Origin of the sequence: Sphingomonas pseudosanguinis, assembly GCF_014196255.1 — a bacterium.
GTDB lineage: Bacteria > Pseudomonadota > Alphaproteobacteria > Sphingomonadales > Sphingomonadaceae > Sphingomonas > Sphingomonas pseudosanguinis.
Genome location: NZ_JACIDH010000011.1, coordinates 16,125 through 33,047, shown reverse-complemented (window position 1 = coordinate 33,047; position 16,923 = coordinate 16,125). Strand labels below are relative to the sequence as shown.

Sequence of the window (16,923 nt, the reverse complement as noted above, 5' to 3'; positions counted from 1 at the left end):
CCCGCGAACGACCGCCGCTTACCCGCCACCCCCGTTCAGCCTGAGCGAAGTCGAAGGCCACGCCCAAACGCCCGCCCCGGACGACGTGCATCCCGTGCGCTTCGACTTCGCTCAGCGCGAACGGCGGTAACGTCCGCCCCCCCACGGCGATAATTTCACCGATCACGGCCATACCATTCATCCCGCCGCATCAGCTGATCATATTCCGCATAGGGCGCATATTCGGGCACCAGCTTGGCGGTGAACGGCGAATCACCGGTCAGCCATTGTGCCGCCGCATCCGCAAAATTCGCCGCCGCGATCGAGACGAACTCGTCGGTGCGGATGCGGTCGCGCTTGCCGTCGGGATCGACCGGCGTTGCGATATAGCCCAGCCCCTCGCGCCCCCGCCCCAGCGACCAATATTCGAAGCCGCAGGCCTTGCCGCCCACCCCCTCGAACCCGCCCCGCTCGGCGATCAGGCCGAGCAGGCCGAGCTGCAGACTGAACCCCTCGCGCACCGCGACGGCCGAGGGCGGCTTGCCGGTCTTATAGTCGATCACCACCAGCCCGCCGTCCTGGGTGCGGTCGATCCGGTCGAACCGGCCCGTCAGGGTAACGCCCGCGAGCTTCGCTTCGCCCTTGCCCTCCGCGCTCAGGACATGGCGGCCTTCGCCGGCCTTGGCGGCGACCTCGGCGGCGATCCAGTCGATCGCCTCGATCAGGCGCGGCTGCCACAGCGCGCGCATCATCGGATGCGTCCGCTGGTCGCGCAGCATGGCCAGTGCGCGCGGGCGTAAGGCGTCGACCGCGCAGCCGTCTTCCTTCCACCACGCTTCCAATATGTCGTGGACGGCGGTGCCGCGCCACGCCGCGCTGGGATCGGCATCGACGGGGTCGAGCGGGGTCAGCCGCAACACGCGCCGTGCATAAAAGGCGTAAGGATCGGCCTTCAGCCGGTCGACCTCGGTCACCGAAATGACGGTGGGACGAAGACGCGCGGACGGTTTGGGCGCGGGTCGATCAACGGGCGCGTAATCGTCCGGCCGGTCGAGCCGCTCGGCCCATCCCGCCAGCGTCGGATGCCCCTCGAACCGCTCGCCCGCCATCGCCTGGAGCCGCAGCCAGAAGCGCGAGGCCAGCGTCGGACCGCTTGCATCGCGTCGCGAACGCGTCAGGATCGCGCGCGGCGCCCCCATGGCCTGCGCCAGGTCATGCGCGGCAATGCCGATCCGCTGCTCCAGCCCGACCAGCCCCAGCTGCGCCCGGATGCGCGGCGCCAGCCACGGGTCGGGCGCGGGCCGGCCGGGCCACATCCCCTCGTTCAGCCCCGCCGCGATCATCAGGTCGGCGGTCTGGAGCCGCGCCTCGATCGGGCCGTAGATGGCGAGGCGCGGATTCTGACCCTCGCGCGGGATGGCGCGCACCGCGATCTCGTCGAGCAGGCTGCGCATGAGCCCCGGCAGATCGGCCGGATCGATCCGCGCCGGGCCGTGATCGGCCTGTTCCTCATAGCCCGACAGGAATTCGGCGGCCGCGCGCCCCGCCGGCCCGGTCCACAACGCATCGCCGCACAGCGCCTGCCCGCATTCGCGCAGACAGGCGAGCAGCCCGCGCAACGACTGCGCCCCATCGCCGAAGGTTCGGCCGACCGGCGCCAGCATCGGCGCGACCTTGGCCCAGAAGCCGGACGCGGTGGGGCGGTCGGCGATATGCGCGGCGATACCGTCCAGCCCCGGTGCCGGCCGTGGCCCGCGCAGCCCGCGATCGAGAGCGCGTACGCCGTCCAGCCAGTCGACCCGCTCCATATCGCCATGGATCAGCGGATGCTTGAGCAGCGCCAGCAGCGGCAAGGGCGCGAAAGCTTGCGCCGCCGCCTCGGCCAGTTGCAACAGGAAGGTGCCGGGCAGCAGGATCGACAAGGGCCGTCCCGCGGTATCGTCGATCAGGATGTTCCAGCGGCGGCAATGCGCCGCGACGCGCCGGGCCAGCGCGCGATCGGGGGTGACCAGCGCGGCGGTCCGCCCCGGCTCCTCCACCGCCTCGCGCAGCGCGATGGCGATGGCCTGCGCCTCCTCGGCGGGTGTGGCGAGTTCGATCGTCGACACGCCCGACAGGCGGCGGTCCTCGGCGGGCAGGTCGGTCCATTTGCCGGTGAAGTCCGCCGGCGCCATGGCGTTGGCGATGGCCCGCCCGCGCGCCGGCCCGGCATCATAATCGCCGCCGCCGCGCCACACCGTCACCTCGTCACGCCCGACGCTCATGCGGTCGAGCAACAGCTTCAACGCATATTGCGGATGCGTCTCGATCGAGCGCCGCACCCGACCCGTGACGGGATCGGGCTTGTGCGGCCCCAGCGCGTCCCATTCCTCCGCCGGCATGGTCAGGTCCAGCCCGGCGAACACCACCGATCCGCCCGGCATCTCCGACACGCAGCGCAGCACCCGCGCAACCGCCGGTGCGGTATCCGTGACGCCGGCGGCACAGACGAAGCCGGCGGGCGGCTGCTCGCGCCAGCTGCCGACGACCCGGTCGAGCAGCAGCGTCCGCCGCCGCGCGGCATCGATCCGCCCCATCCGCTTGAGTACCGCCGGCCAGCGATCGAGCACCACCGAAAAGGTCTGGAGCGCCGCCTGCCAATGCTCGGTCAGCTCCGGCCCCAGATCGAGACGGGCCAATTCGTCCGGCTCGACCTCCTCGACCAACATCTGATCGAGCGTGCGCGCCAGATCGCCCGCCAGCCGCACCGCCTCGGCCGCCGTCACCGGCTGGCCGGCGCGCTTCCGCTCTTCTTCGACCAGCCGCGCCAGGATCATGCGCCGCGCATGGGGGGCGATGGCGGGCGGCGGCGGTGCGTCGGCATCGGCGGGGTCGAGCGCCGAGCCGGCCGCCTCGCCCAGTTCGGGGTCGCCCAGCGCGACCATGCGCGGCAAGATCAGCCCGCCGCCGCTCGCGCGCACGAACGCCTCGGTCACCGCGCGCACGCCGCGATTGGTCGGCAGCAGGATCATCCCCTGCGCCAGCGTCAGCGGATCGCCCCCGGTGCGGCGCATCAGCCCGGCGACCAGCGCGTCGGCAAAGCCGTGATGGGCAGGAATGGTATGGAGGCGGGGGCGGCGCGGCTCAGCCATCCGCCAGGATCAGCTCCGTCTGCGGGATGGCGCGCGGCGTGCCGACATCGAACCACAGCCCCTGATGCACCTGGCCGAAGGCACGGCCGGCCGCGATCGCGCGGTCCCAGAACAGATTGGTCGAAAACGGCCCTTCGGGCGCGTCGACGATCAGGCGCGGGTGCAGGATCTGCAATCCCGTATAGGAAAAGGGGGCGACCCGGTTGCGCGCGCGCCGCGCGGTGATCCGGCCATCGGGACCGAGATGGAAGTCGCCATGCCCGTTGTGATTATGCGCCCGCGCCAGCGGCACCATCAGCAGCAGCGCGTCCATCGCCGCATCGTCCCAGCGCGAGGACAGCAGGCGGATGGCATCGACCGGTCCGTCGATCCACAGATTGTCGCTGTTGACGACCAGCACCGGATCGTCCCCCAGCAGGGACCGCGCCTTGACCAGCCCGCCACCGGTCTCGAGCAGCTGTTCGCGCTCATCGGAGATGATGATCTCGACTTGCGGAAACCGGTCGCGCAGATGCGCCTCGAGCTGGTCGGCAAGATAATGGACGTTGACGACCGCCCGCTCGATCCCGGCGGCGATCAGCCGGTCGAAGACATGGTCGATCAACGGCTTGCCCGCGACCGACACCAGGGGCTTGGGGCGCGTCGCGGTCAGCGGACGCATCCGCTTGCCGAGACCAGCGGCCATCACCATTGCGGTACGGGGCACGCGTCCACCAGGTACGGGACGCAGCGAGAGCTGTCGGGTCATCAACCGTTTCCTTGTTGCGCCAGCATATGCGGATCGCCGCGCAATTCGGTGGGGACATTGTCGTCGAACCACGCCGCGACCGGTGCCAGCACCGGGTGCGACAGATCGCGCTCCAGATAGGCCCAGACGCGCGGACACAAAGCGGCATAGCGCGGCTTGCCGTCGCGCTTCCAAAGGCGGGTGAAGATGCCCAGGATCTTGGCGTTCCGCTGCGCGCCCAGCACGTGATAGGCGTTCAGGAACGCATCGCCCTCACCGGTCGCGGCCAGATAGCGTTCCAGCATCGCCTGCTCGATCGACGGCTCGACATCGCGGCGCGCGTCCTGCAGCAGCGAGACGAGGTCATAGGCGGCATGGCCGGCCAATGCGTCCTGGAAGTCGAGCAGACCGAAGGTGCGCAGCGGCCCGACCAACATCAGATTCTCGACATGATAGTCGCGCAGCACGGTGACGGGATTGTCAGTGATGGCATGGGCGAATACCTGCTCCCAGGCGGCGCGATAGCCCGCGACATCGACATCCAGACCGACCGCCGGGCCATACCATTCGGGGAACAATCCCGCCTCACGGTGAAGCACGGCGGCGTCATAGGGGGCCAGACCCTCGGGCGCATGACCGCGCAGCGCCGCGAGCAGGTCGACCGCGCCGCTGTAGAGCGCCATGGCCTGATCCGGATCGGTCTCGATCGCCTCGCGCATCCGTTCGTCGCCGAAATCCTCGATCAGGACCAGCCCGCGCGTCTCGTCCGCGCCCAGGATCGCGGGCGCGGCAAAGCCCCGGCCGACCAGCCAGCGCGCGATCGCGATGAAGGGGCGCGGGTCCTCATGCGGCGGCGGCGCGTCCATCAGGACGGCGCTGCGCCCGTCCAGCGTCACCCGGAAATAGCGGCGGAACGAGGCGTCACCGGCGAGCGGCGCGATGACCGCGCCCTCCCATCCGACGCTGGCAAGAAAGGCGGGCGCATCCGCCGGCGGGGTCATATCGGCCATCGCGCTTCCCAGCCCGAGGGCACCCTGGCTGTCAAGATACGACCGCCATCATCGTCCATCTCCAGCGTCAGGCCAAGCGCCTGCGGCCAGGCATCGGGGCCGGCGCGATCGGGCCATTCGACGACCAGCGCCGAGTCCCACAGCGCCTCGTCCAGACCCAGTTCGTCGAGCTGCTCCGGCCCGTCGAGCCGGTACAGATCGACATGCAGGATCGGGATGTGCGTTTCGGGCGGCGCATAGGGCTGGACGATGGCGAAGCTCGGGGACGGTGCTTCGCCGGGCAAGCCGAGCGCGGCGAGCAGCCCGCGCGCCAGGCTGGTCTTACCCGCGCCCAGCGTGCCGGTCAGCGTCACGACGTCGCCGGGGCGGATATGCGCGGCGAGACGCCGGCCGAAATCCTCGGTCGCCGCCGCATCGGCCAGATGGATCGTCATGCCTTCTTCTCCACCACGCGGCGTGGCAGCTCGACCGTCACCAGCGTCCCCTGCCCCGGTTCGGACAGCAGCGTGATCGTGCCGCCATGCGCCTCGACGAACTGCTTGGCGAGCGGCAGGCCGAGCCCCAGCGCGCGTTCGCCGGTCGCCTTGATCTCGGGCTCGGCGAACCGGTCGAAGGCATGGGCGACTGCCTCGCTATCCATCCCCTGCCCGTCATCCGACACGATGATCCGCGCGCGACCGGAATCGCCATCGGCGTGCAGCAGGATGCGCCCGCCCTCGGGCGTCTGCTCGACCGCGTGGCGCAACAAATGCTCGATCACCTCCTGCAAGCGACGTCGGTCGCCAGTGACACGCCCGACCGAACGCTGGATCTCGACCGCGAAGTCGAGCCGCCGCCGTCCCACCACCGGCCGGATCGTATCCGCCGCCGTCCGGGTGACGCGGGCGAGATCGACATCCTCTCGCGCGATCTCCGCCCCCTCATCGCCGCGTGTCAGGTCGAGCACGTCGTCGACCAGCAGCCCCAACCGCTCGGTCGATTCCAAGATCGCCTCGATATAGCTGTTCGCCGTATCGGGCAACGGCCCGGCAAAGCCGCCATGCAGCATCTCGGCGAACCCGCTGATCGAGGTCAGCGGGGTACGCAACTCATAGCTCATATTGGCGACGAAGGCGGTCTTCACCCGGTCCGCCGCCTCCAGGGCATTGGCGCGGTCGCGCAGCGCCTGCTCGGCGCGCCGGCTGTCGGTGATGTCGAGCAGCGTGATCAGCGCATTGCCGTCGGGCAACGGCACGCCGGCGAACTCGTAATGGCGGCCATCGGCCATCGCCACCCGCCCGCCGCGCTGCTGTCGCTCGATCGTCGCCGAGCGGACCAGATCGACGATCAACGCCGAGCGATTGGGCGTCGCGAGCCGGCCCGCGACCTTATCGGCGAAGACATCGACACGCGGATGGCTGGACAGAAATTCTTCCTCCAGCCCCCAGAGCGCGCGGAAGCGATTGTTCCACAGCTGCAACCGGCCATCGGCGGCGAAGACGCCCAGTGCCTCGAACAGATTGTCGAAGGTCGCGGTGCGGACGCGCAACAGCGTGTCGCGCGCCGAGGCGAGCTGCACCTCCTCGGTCCGGTCCTCGAAGATCAGCAGCAGGCCGCCATCGGGCAGCGGCTGCGCGACGACGCGCAGATGCGTGCCGCCGGGTAGATGCCATTGTTCCTCGATGCCGCCGCCCGCCTGGCGGAACCAGCCGACCCGTTCGGCCTTCCAGCCGGGGAAGTCGCGCACCTCGGGGCTGCGATTGGCCTCGCGCATCCGCTCAAGAATACGGTCGAATTCGGGATGATCGGCCAGCCATTCGGCGCGCATCGCGAACATGCGGCGGAAGGGCTGGTTGCAGAAAACGAGCTCGCGGTCCGGCCCGAAATGCGCCACCGCCGCCGACAGCCGGTCGAGCATCGCGCGCTGCGCCTCGGCGAAGCGCTTGGCCCCGGCGCGCGACTGTTCCAGATCCTCGATATCGACCGCGAAGCCCGCAATGCCGCCGGTCGTCAGCGGCACGTCGAAGATGCGCAGCGCCCGCCTCGCGCCATCGATGGTCGCGGGCAGCACCTGCTCATGCGGCCGCCCCTGATCGCGCGCAGCGGCCGCCCCCGCCAGCGGACCGCCCCGCCCCGATCCTTCGACCAGTTCCAGCCCGCGCGACACCACATCGGCGGCATCGCGACCCTCGACCGCATCGACATAGGCGGTGTTGACCATAGCGAGGCGCAGATCGGCACCACGATACCACATGGGTAGGGGGGCCGCCTCGATCAGCCCGGTCAGCGCCTCGAACGCGTCGCCCAGCCGCTTCGTCTCGGCGTCCAGCCGTGCGATCTCGTCCTGCGCCTCGGTCATGTCGAGCGCCCAGACGACGACCGCGCCGCTCGCCCCCTGATCCTTCGGCGCGCGCGCGCCCTCCAGCACCAGCGTGCGTGACGAGCCCTGCGGCCGGACGATGCGGCGGAACCGGCGGCCGGTCTTCTGCGCGGCGGTCAGGTCGGCGGCGAGCAGCGCGGCATCCTCGGCAGTCAGGCCGCTCTGCTCAGCCGTCATCTCCTCCAGGAAGCGCGCGGGGTCGACCAGCCCCAGCCAGTCGGCCAGCCGCGCGGGCATGTCGATACGGCCATCGGCGCAGACCAGCATCGCCTGCGCGGGCCCGGCGCGCAGCAGCCCGTCCAGCCGCTCATGCTCGCGCCGCACCGCGCCGGCTTCCGCGCGGGCGCGCAGGCCGAGGAACAGCAGGAGCGTGCCGACCAGGATCAGCACACAGGCGCCAGCGCCCAGCAGAACCGCCTCGACGCTGTTGATCGTGATCATCCGCAAGGGTCCGGGGCAAGGCTGGCCATCCGCCATGCTCTAACCCGATCCGCAGGCGATACGCCAGTTGGCAGCCCAAAAGAAAAGGGGCCTTCCTTTCGGACGGCCCCCTCCCCTTCGCGGATGATCGGCGTGCGATCAGTAGCGATAGTGATCCGGCTTGAACGGACCTTCGACCGGCACGCCGATATAGGCGGCCTGCTTCTCCGACAGCTTCGACAGCTGGACGCCCAGCTTTTCGAGGTGGAGCGCGGCGACCTTCTCGTCGAGGTGCTTCGGCAGGACGTACACTTCGTTCTTGTAGTTCTCGCCCTTGGTCCACAGCTCGATCTGGGCGAGCGTCTGGTTGGTGAACGAGGCCGACATCACGAAGGACGGGTGGCCGGTGGCACAGCCCAGGTTCACCAGGCGGCCCTTGGCCAGCACGATGATCTGCTTGCCGTCCGGGAACTCGACCAGGTCGGTGCCGGGCTTCACTTCGGTCCACTTGTAGTTCGACAGCGCCGCGATCTGGATCTCGGAGTCGAAGTGGCCGATGTTGCAGACGATCGACATCGGCTTCATCGCCTTCATGTGATCGGCGGTGATGACGTCGGCATTGCCGGTCGCGGTGACGAAGATGTCGGCGCGCTTCACGGCCTCATCCATGGTCACGACCTCGAAGCCCTCCATAGCCGCCTGCAGCGCGCAGATCGGGTCGATTTCGGTCACGAGCACGCGCGCGCCGCCATTGCGGAGCGACTGGGCCGAGCCCTTGCCCACGTCGCCGAAACCGGCGACCGCGGCGACCTTGCCCGCCAGCATGACGTCGGTGGCGCGACGGATCGCGTCGACCAGCGATTCCTTGCAGCCGTACAGATTGTCGAACTTCGACTTGGTGACCGAGTCGTTGACGTTGATCGCGGGGAAGGGCAACTCGCCCTTCTTCGCGATCTCGTACAGGCGGTGAACGCCGGTGGTCGTCTCTTCCGACACGCCCTTCAGGTTCTTGACGGTCTCGGTCAGATAGCCCGGCTTCTTGGCGATGAACGCCTTAACCGAACGCTGGAACTCGACCTCTTCCTCATTCTCCGGCTCGCCGAAGGTCTGGCCGGCTTCCAGCTTGGCGCCCCACAGCGCGAACATGGTCGCGTCGCCGCCATCGTCCAGGATGATGTTGGCGGTCGTGCCGTCACCATTCTTGTCCCAGTCGAAGATGTCGCCGACATAGTCCCAGTACTCGGCCAGCGTCTCGCCCTTCACGGCGAAGACGGGGATGCCGGCGGCGGCGATCGCGGCGGCGGCATGGTCCTGGGTCGAGAAGATGTTGCAGGTCGCCCAGCGCACATCGGCGCCCAGCGCGGTCAGCGTCTCGATCAGCACGGCGGTCTGGATCGTCATGTGCAGCGAACCGGTGATGCGCGCGCCCTTCAGCGGCTGCGACGCGCCGAATTCCTCGCGCAGGGCCATCAGGCCGGGCATCTCGGTCTCGGCGATCTTGATCTCGGCGCGGCCGAAATCAGCGAGGCTGATGTCCTTGATGACATAATCGTTCTTGGTGGCGGCAGTCGTGGACACGACGGAACTCCGTGCAAAATGGGGCCGACCAAGACGTAGGGACACGCCGATCGGCACGGCCGACGCCTTAGCGGTGATCGCTTTAGGGATCAAATATAAAGATATCTTTATATGCTTGAGCGGGTGTCAGCTATCGACCGCCACCTCGTTCCTCCCCTGCAAGGGGAGGGGGACCAGCGAAGCTGGTGGAGGGGTGTAACCGCTTGTGAGATTGAACTATCTTCGCCAAGGGGGACACCCCTCCGTCAGCCCTTCGGGCTGCCACCTCCCCTTGCAGGGGAGGAATTGGGGCTGGTCAGGCCGTCCCGCCGCCCGTCACCAGCTGCCTGGGATCGATCCCAGCGGTGCCGAACGCCGCCTGCCAGCGATGGTCCGGCTCCACGTCGAACAGGATGTCGCGCTCGCCGCCCACGGTGAACCAGCATCCCGGCTCGCGCAGCTCCTGCTCCAGTTGCCCGGCGTCCCAACCGGCATAGCCGAGCGCCACGATCCAGCGCTTCGGCCCCGTGCCGTCGGCGATCGCGCGCAGCACGTCGACCGTGGACGACAGCACCCAGCGACCGCTGACATCGACGCTGTCCTGTCCCTGCCAGTCATGGCTGTGCAGCACGAAGCCGCGCCGCGGTTCGACCGGGCCGCCATAATGGACCGGCGCATCGGGCGCTTCGCCATGCGGAATCTCGAACTGGTCGAGCAGCGTGTGAAAGCCGATGCCGTCGATCGTCGCGCCCACGCCGATGCCCAGCGCGCCGCCCTCGTCATGCGCGCACATCGCGATGATCGCGTGATCGAAGCGGGAATCCGCCATGCCCGGCATGGCGAGCAGGAATTGGCCGGAGAGATAGGTCAGTTGATGCACATCCCGACTATAGGGATCACCGCTTCGCCTCGCCATGCTTGAAATGCGCAGGCGTTCCGCCGCATGAGGTCGCCGCCTAGCCCGGCATGGTGCCGGGTCCATTCCAAGGATTTGGGTGACATGACGATCAAGGTCGGAGACCGCCTCCCCGCCACCACGCTGGTCAAGGTGACGCTGGATGGCCCCGAACAGGTGTCGACCACCGATTATTTCGCCGGCCGCCGCGTCGCGCTGTTCGCGGTGCCGGGCGCCTTCACCCCGACCTGTTCGGCGCAGCACCTGCCCGGCTTCGTCGCGCAAGGTGACGCGCTGAAGGCCAAGGGCGTGGACGAGATCGCCTGCACCTCGGTCAACGACGCCTTCGTCATGAAGGCCTGGGGCCAGACCAGCGGCTCGGCCGGCGTCACCATGCTGGCTGACGGCAATGCCGACTTCGCCAAGGCGGTGGGCCTGACCATGGACGGGTCGAAGTTCGGCATGGGCACGCGCAGCCAGCGCTACACCATGCTCGTCAATGACGGCGTGGTCGAACAGCTGTTCGTCGAGGCTCCGGGCGAGTTCAAGGTCAGCTCGGCCGAGCATCTGCTCAGCGAAATCTGATGCCGAACCGCGCCGCCGGTCGGATCGCTGGTGGAACAGCGGCCATCGGCGGCGCGTTTTGGGGAGAGCCCATAGGATTGAGAGAGGAACCATGGTCATGACCACCTATGTCCCCCCCGAGAAGCAGGCCCAGGCCAAGAGCCTCGGTGAAAAGGCACAGGGTGCCGCCAAGGCCGCGACCGACAAGGTGAAGGGCCATCCCTATGCCGCCGCCGGCATCGCGGCGGGCGTCGCCGCCGCCGTCGCGGGCGCCGCCTTCGGCGCGGCCAAGCTGCGCGGCACGGGCGATGACGAGAATTCGGCGCAGGGCGCCTGATCTCAACTGGGTGGAGGGCGACATGCGCCTTCCGCCCCTGCCCCCCGCCTCGCCTTCTGGGCCGCTTGCCAGCGCTGACAACTGCGCTTAGCTCCTAGGGCATGACTCAAGCCGTTCAAATCGTCGAGGAACTCGACCGCCTTTACACCGCCTCCGTCACCCGTCTGAAGGACGCGCTGACCGCCTATCTCAAGGACGGCACCGCGCCCAGCCTGGAGGCGCGCGCGCAGGGCTGTTTCGCCTATCCCGAAATCCGGCTGGTCTATCGCGGCGAAGGCGGCCGCCCGACCCCGATGCGTTCGTTCGGCCGGCTGGTGTCGGCGGGCGACTACCGGATCAGCGTCACCAAGCCGGCACTGTTCAAGGACTATCTGGTCGAGCAGCTGTCGCTGCTGATGGAGGATTATGACGTCACCGTCGAAGCGGTGCCGGGGCGTCAGGAAATCCCCTTCCCTTACGTGCTCGACCCCGGCCATGCGCTGAGCCTCGACACGGTGTCGGCGGCCGAGCTGGCGCGCTTCTTCCCGGCGACCGAGCTGGCGCATATCGGTGACGAGATCGCCGACGGGCTGTGGATGACGGCGGACGGCAACCGGCCGCTGGCGCTGTTCGACGGGCTGCGCACCGACTTTTCGCTCGCGCGGCTGCGCCACTATACCGGCACCCCGCCCGAGCATTGCCAGCGCTATGTGCTGTTCACCAATTATCACCGCTATGTCGACGAATTCGTCCGCTGGGGCGCATCGCAGCTGGGCGAGGGCTCGCGCTTCACCGCGCTGTCGGGCGCCGGCGGCATCGTGATCGAGCGACCAGAGGATGTCGACAAGATCGTCACCGACAGCGCGTGGCGGCGGCACCAGATGCCCGCCTATCATCTGGTCGCCAAGGACGGCACCGGCATCACGCTGGTGAATATCGGCGTCGGTCCATCGAACGCCAAGACGATCTGCGACCATCTGGCGGTGATGCGGCCCGAGGCGTGGCTGATGATCGGGCACTGCGGCGGGCTTCGTCCCAGCCAGCGGATCGGCGACTATGTGCTGGCGCACGCCTATCTGCGCGACGACCATGTCCTCGACGACGTGCTCCCGCCCGAAATCCCGGTGCCCGCCATCGCCGAGGTGCAGGTGGCACTCGCCAAGGCGGCGGAGATCGTCTCGGGCCAGTCGGGCGACGAACTGAAGCGCCGCCTGCGTACCGGCACCATCGTCACCACCGACGACCGCAACTGGGAGCTGCGCTATTCCAAGTCGGCGCTGCGCTTCTCGCTCAGCCGCGCGGTCGGCATCGACATGGAATCCGCCACGATCGCGGCGCAGGGCTATCGCTTCCGCGTGCCGTACGGGACGTTGCTCTGCGTCTCGGACAAGCCGCTGCATGGCGAATTGAAGCTGCCGGGTCAGGCCAATCGCTTCTACGAGCGCGCGATCAGCGAGCATATGCGGATCGGTATCGAGACCTGCGAGCAGTTGCGCCGCGAGGGCGACAAGCTGCACAGCCGCAAGCTGCGCGCGTTCAACGAGCCGCCCTTCCGCTGATCGGCAACCGGCGCGGGGGGCGGTGCGTTACGCGCACGAACCGAAACAGGGGGTTTCTCGTCATGGTCGATCCAAACGACCCGAAAAAGCCACGTCCACCGCGCCGCCGCGTCAGCCCGAAGTCTACCGCCGGCCCGACCCCGCGCAAGCGCCCCGCCGCCAAGCCGCCCGAGGTGGAAGCGCCGCCCGTCGAAACCGGCGAACAGGATGCGACGGCCGCCCCCAAGCCGGCGGCGAAGCCCAAGGCTCCCCCCAAGCCCCGCTCCACCAAGCGCATGACACCGCGCAAGGCCCCGCCGCGCAAACCCGCCCCGATCAAGCCCGCCCCCGCGCCCGCCTTGGGCAAGCATGGGCTGGACCGAGTGGGCGGCAAATGGGGCGTCGCATCGATCCTGGGCAGCCTGGCGGCCTTTGCCGGCGTGACGGCGGCGCTGCTGTCGTTGCGGGGGAGCAGCGCCAGGCGGGACGAGGACGGCGAGCGTGAAGGCAACTGAGCGCGTATATTCGCGCATTTGTCACCCAACCTCCGTTCAGGCTGAGCGAAGTCGAAGCCCACGCCCCAATCTCCGCCCAGCGGACAGGTTTTCCCTTGGCCTTCGACTTCGCTCAGGCCGAACGGAGGTGGGGGAGGCCCCATTCCTCTCCTGCAAGGGGAGGTGGCAAGGCGAAGCCTTGACGGAGGGGTGTACCCGCTCGCGATGAACAGGCACGCCCCTCCCCAAGCCCGGCTTGACGAGGGATCTTAGATCACCAGCCTTGCGGCTTGCCCTTGTTCTGCTGATCCAGCCAGGTCTTCAGCGGCGCGAAATATTCGACCAGCGCCTTGCCCGACATCTCGCGGCTGCCGGTGAACACCTGCAAGGCATCCGGCCACGGCTTGGACTGGCCCATCGCCAGCATCGCGTTCAGCTTCTCGCCGACCTGCTTGTTGCCATAGAAGGAACAGCGGTGCAGCGGCCCCTTCCACCCGGCCTGCTCGCACGCCGCCTTGTAGAATTGGAACTGCAGCACCCGCGCCAGGAAGTAACGCGCATAGGGCACGCCCGCCGGGATGTGGTACTTGGCGCCCGGATCGAACTTCGTCTCGTCGCGCGAGACCGGCGGCACCACGCCCTGATATTTCAAGCGCAATGCATCCCAGCCCGCCTGATACTGGCCGGCGGGTATCTGGCCCGAGAAGACGCCCCAGCGCCACTTGTCGATCAGCAGGCCGAAGGGCAGGAACGCGACCTTGTCCATCGCCTGGCGCAGCAGCAAGCCGATGTCCTTGTCGGCACTCGGCACCTTCGCCGGGTCGAGCAGGCCGATCTTCACCAGATAATCGGGCGTGATCGACAGCGCGACGGTATCCCCGATCGCTTCATGAAAGCCGTCATTCGCGCCGTTCTTGTACAGGAACGGCTGGTTCTTATAGGCGCGCTGATAGTAATTGTGCCCTAATTCGTGATGGATGGTGACGAAGTCGTCGCCATTCACCTTGGTGCACATCTTGATGCGAATATCGTCCAGATTGTCGATGTCCCAGGCCGAGGCATGGCAGATTACCTCGCGGTCGGCGGGCTTGGTGATCTGCGACCGCTCCCAAAAAGTCTTCGGCAATGGCGCGAAGCCGAGCGAGGAATAGAAGCCCTCGCCCGCCTTCACCATCTTGATCGGGTCGTAACCCTTGGCCTTCAGCAGCTCGCCGGTGTCATATCCGACATCGCCCGCACCCTTGGGCGCGACGACGTCATAGATATTGCCCCATTCCTGCGCCCACATATTGCCCAGCAGATCGGCGCGGATCGGGCCGCTCTTGGCCTGCACCGCATCGCCGTACTTTTCGTTCAGCTTCCAGCGGACATAGGTGTGCAGCGCCTTGTACAGCGGCTCCAGCTCGCCCCAGATCTTGTCGGTCAGCTGCGCGAACTGTTCGGGGCTCATGTCATAGCCCGAACGCCACAGCGCGCCGGCATCGGCATAGCCGAGTTCCTTAGCACCCTGGTTGGCGAGGGTCGTCATCTGCGCATAATCGGCGCGCATCGGTGCACCGACATTGTCGTGCCAGCTGACCCACATCTCCTTCAGCTTGGCGGGATCGCGCTCGCTGCCCATCGCCGCCTCGATATCCGATCCGTTGATCGGCTGGCCGTTGAGCACGCCCTTGCCCTTGCCATAGGAGGAGGACATGCGCGTGGTCAGCATCGACAGCTGCGCCGCCGCGCCCGGCGTGGTCGGCGCGGGCAGCGTGATCCCGCCGCGCAGCAGGTCCAGCTTGCGCTTGGTGTCATAGGACAGGCCCGGCAGCGCCTGATAGCGCGCTGCGCCCAGGCCATAGCGGACGGCCAGATCGGTCATCTCCGCGCCCGAGGCGGCGGCGAGCGCATCGGTGTCGTCGGTGATATAGGTCGCATTGACCCACGCGATCTGCTGCGCGGGCACCGACTTTTCGGCCAGCGTCTTTTCGGCTTCCGCGACGAAGGCATCGGCCGAGGCGACGGTGGCCGGTGCCTGCTTGCCGGGCGCTGCGGACGACGCGGTGGGGGGCGTGGTGGTTTGGGCTTGCGCGGCACCCGCCAATACAAAGGCGAGCACGGTGCCGGAAACGGCGGAGCGGATCATCATATCCCCCTAAAATCCTGAATTGCCCTCGAAACGGGGCGGATGGCGCGCAGTTGCGGCGCTTTGGTGGTCGCCGTCAAGCGCTCAGGAAGTGCGCGATCGCAGCGCCCAGTTCGGGCTTGGTCACCGAACCCATATGGTTGCCCGGAATTTCAACATAGCGCCCACGCGGCAACGCATCGGCCAGCTCGACCGCCGCGCCATTGTCGAAATCGTCGACGCCCGCGACTACGAGCGCGGGCAGGTCGAACCCCTCGATCGCCGATAGCGGCGTGTCGGCAAAGGTCTGAAGGATATGGAGCAGCGCCACCGGATCGCCGCCGGTCGTCTTCAGGAACGCCTCGGCCATCCATTCGGGGCTGCCGCGCTTGTGCTCGCCGAGCCGGGTCAGGATGTTGGTGAAATGATCGACCCGGCGATCGGTATGGAGCAGCCCCTCCAGCCCCATGCCGGCGAAGATCGCCTTGCCCGGCTCGGCGCCCGTCGCCAGCATCCGCGACACGGTGCGCGCGCCGAGCGAATAGCCGCCCAGATCATAATCGGTCAGCCCCAGATGCGTGACCAGCGCATGGCCGTCCCGGGTCAGCGCGTCCTTGGGATAGGCGGCGGGGTCATGCGGCTTGCCGCTTTCGCCATGCGCGCGCAGGTCGGGCATGATCACCCGATAGCCCTTGGCGGCAATGGCGGCGGCATGGCCGTAGCGAATCCAGTTGGTATAGGCGTCGGAGAAATAACCGTGGATCAGGATCAGAGCGCGCCCCTCTCCCATCTCACGCCACGCGATCGGGGTGCCGTCGAAGCTGTCGAAGAAGCGGGTTTCGGGGGCGGTGTCGGCCAAGGGTTCGGTCTCCGGGAAGCAAGCTGTAGCCGCATCTCCTAATACGGATCGACCGGGATGTGGACCTCTCATCCGGCCGCGCCGCCCTCACCCTTCCCACCCGCTAGAGCGGGCGGGCCCCTTCCCTCTCCCGGTGGGAGAGGGAGGGAGGCGCGAAGCGCCGTAAGGGTGAGGGTCGTCTGCGTTACCCCACATAGATCCCCGCCACCCGCCACTCACCGTCTTCGCGCTCCAGCGTCAGCGTTTCGACGATGTCCGCCGAGGTCCCGAACCGCGTGTTGAACCGCACCATCCGATAGCCGGCGGGCGGCGCGGGAATGTCTTCCTGGCTCAGCAGGGTCCGCGACACCGTCTTGCCCAGCGGCGTGCGCACCTTTTCCGACGTGGCGGCCCAGACCTGTTCGGTGTTGAGCTTGCGGAAACTGCTGGTCGTCAGGCGGTAGCTGTCGGCCCAGCGGCCTTGGTCGATCAATTGCAGGAAGCGCTGGGCCGCCTCCACCGCCGCCGGGTCGGCGGTCGTGGTCGATGTCGCGGTCGCTTGCGGCGGGGCGGAGGCCATGTGGGTCAGGCCGCCAAGGGCGAGTAGGCTGAGGGCTAGGGTCATGAGGGTCGCTCCGATGATGATCCGGGGACGGCGGATGCCGTGTCCCACGCCGACGACCGGCGCCGGGCCGTCATCCGTCATCGTCCCGGGTCGGTCCTCCCCGATCCTTCTGTCCCCCACATATTCGGGGGGCGGCGATGCGATCGCCCCGCCTTCTGCATCGAGAAGCATCCGCGCCGCTTCCCGGCTGCTCGACACCGACAGCTTGCGCCGCGCGTCTCGCAGTCGTTCGTTGATAGTATGGACCGACAGGTCGAGCACCTGCGCGACCGACTTGGCGTCATGCCCCCGCACGATCAGGCGCAGCGTCTCCTTCTCCTTTTCGGTCAGCGCCGTGAGGCCGTGTCTCTCCCGCATGGTCAT

14 protein-coding genes are annotated in these 16,923 nt (G+C 68.1%); 4 read left to right on the top strand and 10 right to left on the bottom strand.

Annotated features, from left to right (window positions below):
• Nucleotides 1-155: 155 nt before the first annotated feature.
• The 7 genes from GGR48_RS12160 to GGR48_RS12130 all read right to left on the bottom strand — a co-directional run bounded on the left by GGR48_RS12160 (nt 156) and on the right by GGR48_RS12130 (nt 10,063).
• Complete coding sequence (locus tag GGR48_RS12160; protein WP_183952158.1) at nt 156-3,110, bottom strand: PD-(D/E)XK nuclease family protein; 2,955 nt, start codon at nt 3,108-3,110, stop codon at nt 156-158.
• Entirely contained in the window at nt 3,103-3,858 is a 756-nt protein-coding gene (locus GGR48_RS12155) for a nucleotidyltransferase family protein (RefSeq protein WP_183952157.1), read from the bottom strand. Before GGR48_RS12155 ends, GGR48_RS12160 begins: the two co-directional genes overlap by 8 nt.
• On the bottom strand, nt 3,858-4,838 hold the full coding sequence (locus GGR48_RS12150; RefSeq protein ID WP_183952215.1) for an aminoglycoside phosphotransferase family protein: 981 nt from the start codon (nt 4,836-4,838) through the stop codon (nt 3,858-3,860). The genes GGR48_RS12155 and GGR48_RS12150 overlap by 1 nt, the downstream gene beginning before the upstream one ends.
• A complete protein-coding gene (gene tsaE / locus GGR48_RS12145; protein ID WP_183952156.1) occupies nt 4,835-5,281 on the bottom strand; it encodes a tRNA (adenosine(37)-N6)-threonylcarbamoyltransferase complex ATPase subunit type 1 TsaE in 447 nt (148 codons plus the stop codon). The genes GGR48_RS12150 and tsaE overlap by 4 nt, the downstream gene beginning before the upstream one ends.
• The gene (locus tag GGR48_RS12140) at nt 5,278-7,647 is read right to left on the bottom strand and encodes a sensor histidine kinase (RefSeq protein WP_183952155.1); all 2,370 of its coding nucleotides are present in this window, start codon (nt 7,645-7,647) and stop codon (nt 5,278-5,280) included. Before GGR48_RS12140 ends, tsaE begins: the two co-directional genes overlap by 4 nt.
• A 138-nt stretch (nt 7,648-7,785) precedes the next feature.
• On the bottom strand, nt 7,786-9,204 hold the full coding sequence (gene ahcY, locus GGR48_RS12135) for an adenosylhomocysteinase (protein ID WP_183952154.1): 1,419 nt from the start codon (nt 9,202-9,204) through the stop codon (nt 7,786-7,788).
• 295 nt (nt 9,205-9,499) lie between these two features.
• The gene (locus GGR48_RS12130) at nt 9,500-10,063 is read right to left on the bottom strand and encodes a YqgE/AlgH family protein (protein ID WP_183952153.1); all 564 of its coding nucleotides are present in this window, start codon (nt 10,061-10,063) and stop codon (nt 9,500-9,502) included.
• A gap of 120 nt (nt 10,064-10,183) precedes the next feature.
• Between GGR48_RS12130 and GGR48_RS12125 the strand changes: the two genes are divergently transcribed.
• The 4 genes from GGR48_RS12125 to GGR48_RS12110 all read left to right on the top strand — a co-directional run bounded on the left by GGR48_RS12125 (nt 10,184) and on the right by GGR48_RS12110 (nt 13,011).
• Complete coding sequence (locus tag GGR48_RS12125) at nt 10,184-10,663, top strand: peroxiredoxin (RefSeq protein WP_183952152.1); 480 nt, start codon at nt 10,184-10,186, stop codon at nt 10,661-10,663.
• 97 nt (nt 10,664-10,760) lie between these two features.
• Complete coding sequence (locus GGR48_RS12120; protein WP_240456051.1) at nt 10,761-10,979, top strand: hypothetical protein; 219 nt, start codon at nt 10,761-10,763, stop codon at nt 10,977-10,979.
• Between the two features lie 101 nt (nt 10,980-11,080).
• Nucleotides 11,081-12,517: an AMP nucleosidase gene (locus tag GGR48_RS12115; protein ID WP_183952150.1), complete on the top strand. Its 1,437-nt coding sequence runs from the start codon at nt 11,081-11,083 to the stop codon at nt 12,515-12,517.
• Between the two features lie 62 nt (nt 12,518-12,579).
• Nucleotides 12,580-13,011, top strand: a complete 432-nt coding sequence (locus tag GGR48_RS12110; protein ID WP_183952149.1) for a hypothetical protein — start codon at nt 12,580-12,582, stop codon at nt 13,009-13,011.
• 253 nt (nt 13,012-13,264) lie between these two features.
• Here GGR48_RS12110 and GGR48_RS12105 read toward each other — a convergent pair whose 3' ends face one another.
• From GGR48_RS12105 to GGR48_RS12095, 3 genes are all read right to left on the bottom strand, one after another.
• Nucleotides 13,265-15,118 (bottom strand): M2 family metallopeptidase, encoded by a 1,854-nt coding sequence (locus GGR48_RS12105; protein ID WP_183952148.1) that lies wholly within the window; start codon nt 15,116-15,118, stop codon nt 13,265-13,267.
• Between the two features lie 76 nt (nt 15,119-15,194).
• Nucleotides 15,195-15,956 carry an alpha/beta fold hydrolase gene (locus GGR48_RS12100; protein WP_183952147.1) on the bottom strand — a complete coding sequence of 254 codons (762 nt, stop codon included), beginning with the start codon at nt 15,954-15,956 and terminating at the stop codon, nt 15,195-15,197.
• 184 nt (nt 15,957-16,140) lie between these two features.
• Nucleotides 16,141-16,923, bottom strand: coding sequence for a helix-turn-helix domain-containing protein (locus GGR48_RS12095; RefSeq protein ID WP_183952146.1), 783 nt, complete (start codon nt 16,921-16,923; stop codon nt 16,141-16,143).

Coding starts and splice junctions, on each gene's coding strand:
- GGR48_RS12160 (WP_183952158.1), bottom strand. CDS start 3,110: ATGGCTGAGCCGCGCCGCCCCCGCCTCCATACCATTCCTGCCCATCAC.
- GGR48_RS12155 (WP_183952157.1), bottom strand. CDS start 3,858: ATGACCCGACAGCTCTCGCTGCGTCCCGTACCTGGTGGACGCGTGCCC.
- GGR48_RS12150 (WP_183952215.1), bottom strand. CDS start 4,838: ATGACCCCGCCGGCGGATGCGCCCGCCTTTCTTGCCAGCGTCGGATGG.
- tsaE (WP_183952156.1), bottom strand. CDS start 5,281: ATGACGATCCATCTGGCCGATGCGGCGGCGACCGAGGATTTCGGCCGG.
- GGR48_RS12140 (WP_183952155.1), bottom strand. CDS start 7,647: ATGATCACGATCAACAGCGTCGAGGCGGTTCTGCTGGGCGCTGGCGCC.
- GGR48_RS12125 (WP_183952152.1), top strand. CDS start 10,184: ATGACGATCAAGGTCGGAGACCGCCTCCCCGCCACCACGCTGGTCAAG.
- GGR48_RS12120 (WP_240456051.1), top strand. CDS start 10,761: ATGACCACCTATGTCCCCCCCGAGAAGCAGGCCCAGGCCAAGAGCCTC.
- GGR48_RS12115 (WP_183952150.1), top strand. CDS start 11,081: ATGACTCAAGCCGTTCAAATCGTCGAGGAACTCGACCGCCTTTACACC.
- GGR48_RS12110 (WP_183952149.1), top strand. CDS start 12,580: ATGGTCGATCCAAACGACCCGAAAAAGCCACGTCCACCGCGCCGCCGC.
- GGR48_RS12105 (WP_183952148.1), bottom strand. CDS start 15,118: ATGATCCGCTCCGCCGTTTCCGGCACCGTGCTCGCCTTTGTATTGGCG.
- GGR48_RS12095 (WP_183952146.1), bottom strand. CDS start 16,923: ATGACCATGCGGGAGAGACACGGCCTCACGGCGCTGACCGAAAAGGAG.